6 protein-coding genes and 1 pseudogene are annotated in these 7,459 nt (G+C 66.6%); 5 read left to right on the top strand and 2 right to left on the bottom strand.

Annotation, left to right across the window (positions count from 1 at the left end; translation table 11 throughout):
* The first annotated feature begins 65 nt into the window (after nucleotides 1-65).
* Nucleotides 66-767, top strand: a complete 702-nt coding sequence (gene pyrF / locus AC3WL2_RS21530; RefSeq protein ID WP_102684183.1) for an orotidine-5'-phosphate decarboxylase — start codon at nucleotides 66-68, stop codon at nucleotides 765-767.
* Between the two features lie 48 nt (nucleotides 768-815).
* Here the strand turns inward: pyrF and AC3WL2_RS21525 are convergent, their stop codons facing one another.
* Nucleotides 816-1,817, bottom strand: a complete 1,002-nt coding sequence (locus AC3WL2_RS21525; protein WP_102684184.1) for an NADP-dependent oxidoreductase — start codon at nucleotides 1,815-1,817, stop codon at nucleotides 816-818.
* Between the two features lie 179 nt (nucleotides 1,818-1,996).
* Between AC3WL2_RS21525 and AC3WL2_RS21520 the strand changes: the two genes are divergently transcribed.
* Complete coding sequence (locus tag AC3WL2_RS21520) at nucleotides 1,997-2,758, top strand: SDR family oxidoreductase (RefSeq protein WP_102684185.1); 762 nt, start codon at nucleotides 1,997-1,999, stop codon at nucleotides 2,756-2,758.
* On the opposite strand, the gene AC3WL2_RS21515 is transcribed toward AC3WL2_RS21520, so the two are convergent.
* Nucleotides 2,709-3,890 (bottom strand): MFS transporter, encoded by a 1,182-nt coding sequence (locus AC3WL2_RS21515; protein WP_102684186.1) that lies wholly within the window; start codon nucleotides 3,888-3,890, stop codon nucleotides 2,709-2,711. The genes AC3WL2_RS21520 and AC3WL2_RS21515 overlap by 50 nt on opposite strands.
* A 116-nt stretch (nucleotides 3,891-4,006) precedes the next feature.
* Between AC3WL2_RS21515 and AC3WL2_RS21510 the strand changes: the two genes are divergently transcribed.
* From AC3WL2_RS21510 to AC3WL2_RS21500, 3 genes and pseudogenes are all read left to right on the top strand, one after another.
* Nucleotides 4,007-5,404, top strand: coding sequence for an aminotransferase-like domain-containing protein (locus tag AC3WL2_RS21510; protein ID WP_102684187.1), 1,398 nt, complete (start codon nucleotides 4,007-4,009; stop codon nucleotides 5,402-5,404).
* 113 nt (nucleotides 5,405-5,517) lie between these two features.
* Nucleotides 5,518-6,600, top strand: a pseudogene (locus AC3WL2_RS21505) (HAMP domain-containing protein); the annotation flags it as partial.
* A complete protein-coding gene (locus tag AC3WL2_RS21500; RefSeq protein ID WP_371919249.1) occupies nucleotides 6,586-7,458 on the top strand; it encodes a methyl-accepting chemotaxis protein in 873 nt (290 codons plus the stop codon). The pseudogene AC3WL2_RS21505 and the gene AC3WL2_RS21500, both read left to right, overlap by 15 nt.
* The last annotated feature ends 1 nt before the right edge of the window (nucleotide 7,459 follow it).

Here is a 7,459-nt window from a genome sequence, read left to right as displayed (position 1 = left end):
CCCCAAACCCCGCCCCACTTCGTTTACAATGCGCGCCGTTTACGACTTGCCAAGAGACCCTGCCCATGTCCGCCTGCCAGACGCCCCTGATCGTCGCCCTGGATTTCCCCACCCGTGACGCCGCCCTGAAGCTGGCCGACCAGCTCGATCCCGCCCTGTGCCGGGTCAAGGTGGGCAAGGAACTGTTCACCAGCAGCGCTGCGGGCATCGTCGAGACCCTTTGCAGCAAGGGCTTCGAAGTGTTCCTCGACCTTAAGTTCCACGATATCCCCAACACCACCGCCATGGCGGTCAAGGCTGCGGCCGAGATGGGCGTGTGGATGGTCAATGTGCACTGCTCCGGTGGCCTGCGCATGATGTCGGCGTGCCGCGAAGAGCTGGCCAAGCGCAGCGGTCCGCAGCCGCTGCTGATCGGCGTGACCGTGCTGACCAGCATGGAGCGTGAGGATCTGGCCGGTATCGGCCTGGATGTCGACCCGCAGGAGCAGGTGCTGCGCCTGGCGGCGCTGGCGCAGAAGGCCGGCATGGACGGTCTGGTGTGCTCGGCGCTGGAAGCGCCGGCACTGAAGGCGGCGCACCCGTCGCTGCAGCTGGTGACCCCGGGTATTCGCCCGGCGGGTAGTGCCCAGGATGACCAGCGCCGGATCCTGACCCCGCGCCAGGCACTGGACGCCGGTTCCGATTACCTGGTGATCGGGCGCCCGATCAGCCAGGCGGCGGATCCGGCCAAGGCGCTGGCTGCTGTGGTGGCTGAAATTCGCGGTTGATCCGAAAGACCGCGGGCGCGGGCTGCGCCTGAGCGCAGCCCGCAATGATCAGACCTTCAGCACCAACTTGCCGAAATTCTCCCCGCTGAACAGCTTGAGCAGCGTCTCGGGGAAGGTTTCCAACCCCTCAACCACATCCTCCTTGCTCTTGACCTTGCCGCTGGCCAGCCAGCCGGCCATTTCCTGCGCGGCCTTGCCGTATTCCTTGACGTAGTCCATCACCACGAAGCCTTCCATGCGCGCGCGGTTGACCAGCAGCGCCAGGTAGTTGGCCGGGCCCTTGACCGCTTCCTTGTTGTTGTACTGGCTGATGGCGCCGCAGATCACCACCCGGGCCTTGAAGTTCAGGCGCGACAGAACGGTATCGAGGATATCGCCGCCGACATTGTCGAAGTACACATCCACGCCTTTGGGGCATTCGCGCTTGAGCCCGGCGAGCACGTCTTCGGCCTTGTAGTCGATGACCCCGTCGAAGCCCAGTTCATCCAGCAGGTATTGGCATTTCTGTGCGCCGCCGGCGATGCCGACCACGCGGCAACCCTTGAGCTTGGCGATCTGTCCGGCAATGCTGCCGACCGCGCCGGCGGCGCCGGAAATCACCACGGTGTCGCCGGCCTTGGGCTGGCCGACATCGAGCAGGGCGAAGTAGGCGGTCATGCCGGTCATGCCCAGGGCGGACAGGTAGCGCGGCAGGGGGGCCAGACGCGGGTCGATCTTGTGCAGGCCCTGAGGTTCACCGGTGAAGTAGTCCTGCACGCCGAGGGCGCCGCTGACATGGTCGCCGGGCTTGTAGTCCGGGTGCTTGGAACTGACCACTTCGCCCACGCCGAGTGCGCGCATCACCTGGCCAAGGCCCACCGGGGGGATGTACGACTTGCCTTCGTTCATCCAGCCGCGCATGGCAGGGTCCAGGGACAGGTAAAGGTTCTTCACCAGCACCTGGCCTTCGCCCGGCTCGGCGGCAGGGGCCTGCTCATAGGTGAAGTCGTCACGGCGCACGGCGCCGACCGGGCGCTTGGTCAGCAGGAAACGGCGGTTGGTGTGGGGCATGGCGAGTTCTCCTGAACGAACGAGTGTGAGGGGGGATGATCGGCGGGTTGAATGGGCCGCGTCACGCAAGATCACTGCGAACGATAGTAGTCCAACCGTACCCTTGATGATGCTGCCCAGCCCAGCGGTGCCCTGACTAGACTCAGCCACGACTTCCCATCCTTTTGCAGGAGCCAGTGATGAGCATGACTTTCTCCGGCCAGGTTGCCCTGGTCACCGGTGGCGCGGCGGGCATCGGCCGGGCGACGGCCCAGGCATTCGCCGCCGAGGGGCTCAAGGTGGTGGTGGCCGACCGTGATGCGAACGGAGGCGAAGGCACCGTGGCGCTGATTCGCCAGAGTGGTGGCGAAGCGTTGTTCGTTGCCTGCGACGTTACCCGTGACGAAGATGTGCGGCAATTGCACGAGCGGGTAGTCGAGGCATACGGGCGTCTGGACTATGCCTTCAACAATGCCGGCATCGAAATCGAGAAGGGGCGACTGGCCGAGGGCAGCGAGGCGGAGTTCGACGCGATCATGGGTGTCAACGTCAAGGGTGTGTGGCTGTGCATGAAGTACCAACTGCCCCTGCTGCTGGCACAGGGCGGCGGCGCTATCGTCAACACCGCCTCGGTGGCCGGCCTGTCGGCGGCGCCGAAGATGAGCATCTATGCGGCGTCCAAGCATGCGGTGATCGGCCTGACCAAGTCGGCGGCCATCGAGTACGCGAAGAAAGGTATCAGGGTAAATGCGGTGTGCCCGGCGGTGATCGACACCGACATGTTCCGTCGCGCCTACGAGGCCGATCCGCGCAAGGCCGAGTTTGCCGCGGCGATGCACCCGGTCGGGCGCATCGGCAAGGTAGGGGAGATCGCCAGCGCGGTACTGTACCTGTGCAGCGATGGCGCGGCGTTCACGACGGGGCACAGCCTGACGGTCGACGGTGGCGCGCTGGCGATCTGACCGAGGCCAGCCACAGGGCCAGTGCCACCGCCGCGCAGCCCAGTAGCAACACACCACCAAACACGATCAAGGCCAGCTGCGACCCCAGCCGGTCACTGAGCAGCCCGGTGAAGATCACCGGCAGGCTGAACCCCAGGTAGGCCAGCAGGAAGAACCCGGCACAAGCCCGGGTTTTTTCCTGGCCGGCCAACTGATTCACCGCCGCCAACCCGCCCAGGTAGATAAAGCCATAGCAGGCGCTGCTGGCGGCCACCGCGCCCATCAAAACGCCCGGCAGGTTGCCACTGTCGGCGCCCCAGGCCAGCAGCGCGTAGCTGCACGGCAGGATCAGCAGCCCGAGCAAGGTCGCCCGGGCACTGGCCATGCGTCGGGCCAGGGGCTGGAACAGCAGGCCGCAACTGATCACGCAGAAGGTCGAGAACCCCGACCAGGTGCTCAGGCCGTGCTGGCGCAGGATCCCCGGCAGCAGGGCGATGACCAGACCGACACAGGCCCAGGCCAGCAGGATCGCCAGGCCATAGGCCAAGCTGCCGCTGGGATAGTACGGCAGGCGCAGCATGGCGCTGCGTTGCGTCGGGCGTGGGTCTGGCAGGCGCCAGACCAGCACCAGGGCCGCAGCGGCCAGTATCAGCTGCAAATGGAAACTGCCTGGAGTGAGTGTCGGCCCGCGCAGCAAAAACAGGCTGGTCAGCGCCGCGCCAAGGCCAAAGCCCAGGGAGGTGCTGGCGGTAACCCAGGTCGCGGCGCGGTCACTTTCGCCGGGCCGCATCAGCTCGCTCATGTACGCGGTGGCCGTGGCCGAGGCCAAGCCGGTGCCCAGGCCCAGGAACAAGCGCGCCACGCCCAGGGAGGCCAGGCTGGGGGACAGCAGCATGATCAAGGTGGCGATCATCGACAGGGCGAGTGCGACCAGGATCAACGGTCGTCGCCCGACCCGATCGGCCAGGCCGCCGAGGGCCAGCAGCACTGGCAATACGCCGAGCACGTACCCGGAGAAAGCCACGGCGGTCGCTGCGGCGCCTTGCCCGGAGAGATCGGCGTAGGTGATGTACAGCGGGGCCTGGAGATTGACGGCAAGGGTGATCAGGCACAGTGCGAAGGCCAGCAGGGCCGGGGCGTGGCGAGTGGGCATGGGGATATCCGCAAGATCGATAGCGCCCAGCATCCAATCTAGGGCGGCTGTTCGCCAAGGCACACTCTGCCGCTTTTTGTGCTTAACTGTTTGTCTGAAATCTCCGAACACTTGCCATGCACTTCAATCTTGACCGCAAACTCCCCACCCCGTTGGTCCAGCAACTGACCGACCACCTGCAGGCCTGGATCGAACAGCAGCGCCTGCGTCCCGGAGCTCGCCTGCCGTCGATCCGCGCGCTGGCCAAGGCCCAGGCGGTCAGCGCGTCGTGCGTGATCGAAGCCTACGACCGCCTGGCGGCAAATGGCTGGCTGGAGGCGCGGCATGGCGCAGGCTTTTTCGTCGCCGAGCGCAAGCCAGGCCTGCGGCCCGACCCCGGCGAGCCGTGGGGCGAGGCGATCGACGGCAGCTGGCGGCAGTTTCGCGAAGGGCATGAGCAACTGCTCAAGCTCGGCTGCGGCTGGCTGCCTGTGGCCTGGCGAGCCGAGGCTGAACTGGCCCAGGCCATCCGCCAGGTCAGCCGTGGCGCGCCCGAGGCACTGTTCGACTACTGCCCGCCCCAAGGGCTGACGAGCCTGCGCCTGCAACTGCACAAAGGGCTGGCGCGGCTGGATATCGCCGCGGAACCTGAGCGGATCGTCACCACCCAGGGTGCCAGCCATGCCCTCGACCTGCTGGTGCGGACCTTGCTGGCGCCGGGCGACACGGTGCTGGTGGAACGGCCCGGTTACTACAACCTTTACAACCTGCTGCGCCTGCACGGCGTGCGCATGCTCGAGGTGCCGCGCACTGCCAGTGGTCCAGATCTGGCCGTGCTCGAGCAATTGCTCGCCGAACACCGACCGCGCTGTCTGTTCATCAACAGCCTGTACCAGAACCCGACTGGCACCAGCCTGACGCCCAAGGTCGCCTATCGCCTGCTGGAGCTGGCGCGCGGGCATGACTTGCGGATTGTCGAGGATGATCTCTATGCCGACTTCCAGGACGGACCGGCGACGCGGCTGGCTACCCTCGACAGTGAGCAACGGGTGATCTACCTGGGCAGCTTCTCCAAGACCCTCAGCAGTTCGCTGCGGGTCGGCTATGTGGTGGCCGATCCGCCCTTGGTGGCGCGTCTGGCCGAGCTGAAGATGGTCGCGGGCATCGGCACCTCGCGCTTCGCCGAGCAGGTGGTCGGGCAGATGCTCGCCAACGGCAGCTACCGCAAGAGCGTGCAGCGTCTGCGGTTGCGCCTGGGCCAGCACCGGGCCAGGACGTTGCGGCAGCTGGAGGCTTGCGGCTGGGAGGTGTTCTGCGAACCGGTCGGCGGCATGTTCGTCTGGGCCCGGGTGCCCGGGCGCGACTTTGCCGAGCTGGAGCGGCTGGCGCTGGAGCATGCCGTGTTGCTCACCCCGGGCAGCGCCTTCGATCCGCACGGCCGGGCCAGTGACTGGCTGCGCATCAATGTCGCCTATGGGCAGGATTCCCGGGCCGAGGCGTTCTTTCGGCATGCGGGGCGACCTCCGGCGGTCTGAAAGCGACAGGCTCATAGCTAAATGACACTATTGGCGCGTCTGGCTCTTGTGACGGAGTCGGCGCCATTGTCACTCTTGCTGTCGGTAAGTCCGACAAGGCGAGGGGATTGGTGATGGCGGCGACCAAGCACGGTGTACTGGCCAATCTGGGCATGGCGCGCAAGCTCGGCCTGGGCTTCGCCCTGGTGTTGCTGCTCACCCTGGTGGTGGCTGCGATCGGTGTGTACGCCCTGGCCAATGTCGGCCAACGCTTCGATGGGCTGCGGCAGATGGCCCAGTTCAATACCGACCTGTTGAAGCTGCGCCAGCACGAACAGGCCTTCGCCCTGCGCTCGGACATCAAGGAGGCCGATGCCCTGCGCTCGGGGTTGCAGGGGTTGGTGGAGCGGGCCCAGGCCGTGCCGGTCCTGGCCTCGACCGAGGCCGATCTGAATGCCTATGGGCAAGCTTTCGACCAGTTCGTCCAGGCGGTGCAGGCCAAGGAGCTGGCCCTGGACATGGCCAGCTGGTCGGTGTCGAGCGTGGCCAACAACCTCGATGTGCTGCAGGCCGGCCTGGCCGACGATGGCACCTATACCCTCAAGCAGTCCCAGGGGCAGCAGGGTGGTGAGTTCCTGGAACAGGCCGGGCAGGTGGCGCAGGTGTCGCGGCTGATGCTGCAGGCCATGGACGAGGCCCGGGTGCGCCTGGACCAGAGCCGCAAGGGCGGTGAAGCCAGCGCCGAGGGCCGCATCGCCCAGACCGTCGAAGCGGCGACCCTGATCGACCAGCTCAAGGTTTCGGTCGCCGACGCCGGCTACCAGAGCGTGCTGGGCGAAGTGGCCGGGCATATCGGCAGTTTCTCCGAAAAGCTCAACGAGTACACCGACCTGCTGGGCCAGGAGCGGGGTATCAAGGATCAGTTGCAGGCGCGTGCCGAGCAGGTCACCGCGCGTGTCGACCAGGTGTATGCCGATCAGGAGCAGGCCATGCAGGCCGAACTGGCACGCAACGCCGTCGCCATTACTGCGGCCACGGCGCTGGCGCTGCTGGTAGGCGTGCTGGCGGCCTGGCTGATCACCCGCGCCGTGGTCGCGCCGCTCAAGCGGGTGATCAGCCGGGCCCGGCGCATTGCCGCAGGCGAACTGGGTATCGAGGCCGAGCCGCCGCGTGCCGACGAGGTCGGCCAGCTGTTGCAGGCCATGCAGCAGATGGCCGAAGGCTTGTCCGGCATCGTCAGTGGCTTGCAGCAGGGTATCGACCAGTTGGCCGGCAGTGCCCAGGCCTTGTCGGCGGTTACCGAGCAGACCAACCGCGAAGTCGGTAGCCAGAAGGACGAGACCGAGCAGGTGGCCACCGCCATGCAGCAGATGACCGCGACCGTGCACGATGTGGCGCGCAACGCCGAGCAGGCCGCCCAGGCGGCCCAGGCTGCCGACGACAAGGTTGGGTCAGGGCAGCAGGTGGTGCGTCAGAGCATGCAGCGCATCGAGCAACTGGCGCAGGCCGCTGAAACCGCCAGCAGTGGCATCGACAGCCTCAGCGCCGAGATCCATACCATCGGTGACGTGCTTGAGGTGATCAAGAGCGTGGCCGAGCAGACCAATCTGCTGGCGCTCAATGCCGCGATCGAGGCGGCGCGTGCCGGGGAGCAGGGGCGGGGGTTCGCGGTGGTGGCTGACGAGGTACGTGCCCTGGCCCGGCGTACCCGGCAATCCACCGAGGAGATCGAGCGCCTGGTTGCCAGCTTGCGCGGCAATGCTCAGCAGTCGGTGATGCAGATCCGCGGCAGCACCGAGCTGGTGCGCCTGGCGGTGGCCGACACCCTGCAGACCGAGAGCGCCCTGGGCAGCATCGCGGCGGCGGTGTCGCTGATCCAGCAGATGAACCAGCAGATCGCCGCGGCGGCCGAGCAGCAGAGCTCGGTGGCCGAGGAGATCAGCCGCAGCGTCACGCAGATTCGCGGCAGCGCCGACCAGGCGGCACTGGCGATGGAGGACAATGCCCGTTCAAGCGTAGAGCTGGCGCAACTGGGCAATGACCTGAAAGGAATGGTGGGGCATTTCCGCTTGTGAA

Source organism: Pseudomonas sp. FW305-96 (assembly GCF_058783825.1).
Note: the sequence above shows the minus strand (reverse complement) of the source record. Positions and strands in the feature narration are given on the sequence as shown.

Coding starts and splice junctions, on each gene's coding strand:
- AC3WL2_RS21515 (WP_102684186.1), bottom strand. CDS start 3,890: ATGCCCACTCGCCACGCCCCGGCCCTGCTGGCCTTCGCACTGTGCCTG.
- AC3WL2_RS21520 (WP_102684185.1), top strand. CDS start 1,997: ATGAGCATGACTTTCTCCGGCCAGGTTGCCCTGGTCACCGGTGGCGCG.
- AC3WL2_RS21510 (WP_102684187.1), top strand. CDS start 4,007: ATGCACTTCAATCTTGACCGCAAACTCCCCACCCCGTTGGTCCAGCAA.
- pyrF (WP_102684183.1), top strand. CDS start 66: ATGTCCGCCTGCCAGACGCCCCTGATCGTCGCCCTGGATTTCCCCACC.
- AC3WL2_RS21525 (WP_102684184.1), bottom strand. CDS start 1,817: ATGCCCCACACCAACCGCCGTTTCCTGCTGACCAAGCGCCCGGTCGGC.
- AC3WL2_RS21500 (WP_371919249.1), top strand. CDS start 6,586: ATGCAGCAGATGGCCGAAGGCTTGTCCGGCATCGTCAGTGGCTTGCAG.